The following is a 273-nucleotide window of genomic DNA, read 5'->3' on the forward strand; positions in this document are numbered from 1 at the left end:
TTTTTCTGTAACAACTATATATTCTACATCTTGGCTGTTAGTTGCTGTTTGAGTAAATCTACCAGCTTCTATTATTTTTTCTATTTTTTCTTTTTCAACTTTCTTATTYTTAAAACTTCTAACACTTCTTCTAAATTTTATAAAATTTAATAAATTATCAGCATCAACTGTAAAATCTTCCTTATTATATTCAATAACATCATCCATRTTATAATGATTTGTAGAAACTGCTTTAGTTGGGCATATTGCAATACAGTGACCGCATTTTATACA

At 25.5% G+C, this 273-nt stretch carries 1 protein-coding gene; it reads right to left on the reverse strand.

Annotated features, from left to right (window positions below; all coding sequences use genetic code 11):
• The coding region (locus G3997_RS02755) for a nitroreductase family protein (protein WP_296647725.1) at positions 1-273 on the reverse strand (273 nt) is incomplete at both ends.

This window comes from Romboutsia sp. 13368, from assembly GCF_018336475.1.
Lineage (GTDB): Bacteria > Bacillota > Clostridia > Peptostreptococcales > Peptostreptococcaceae > Romboutsia.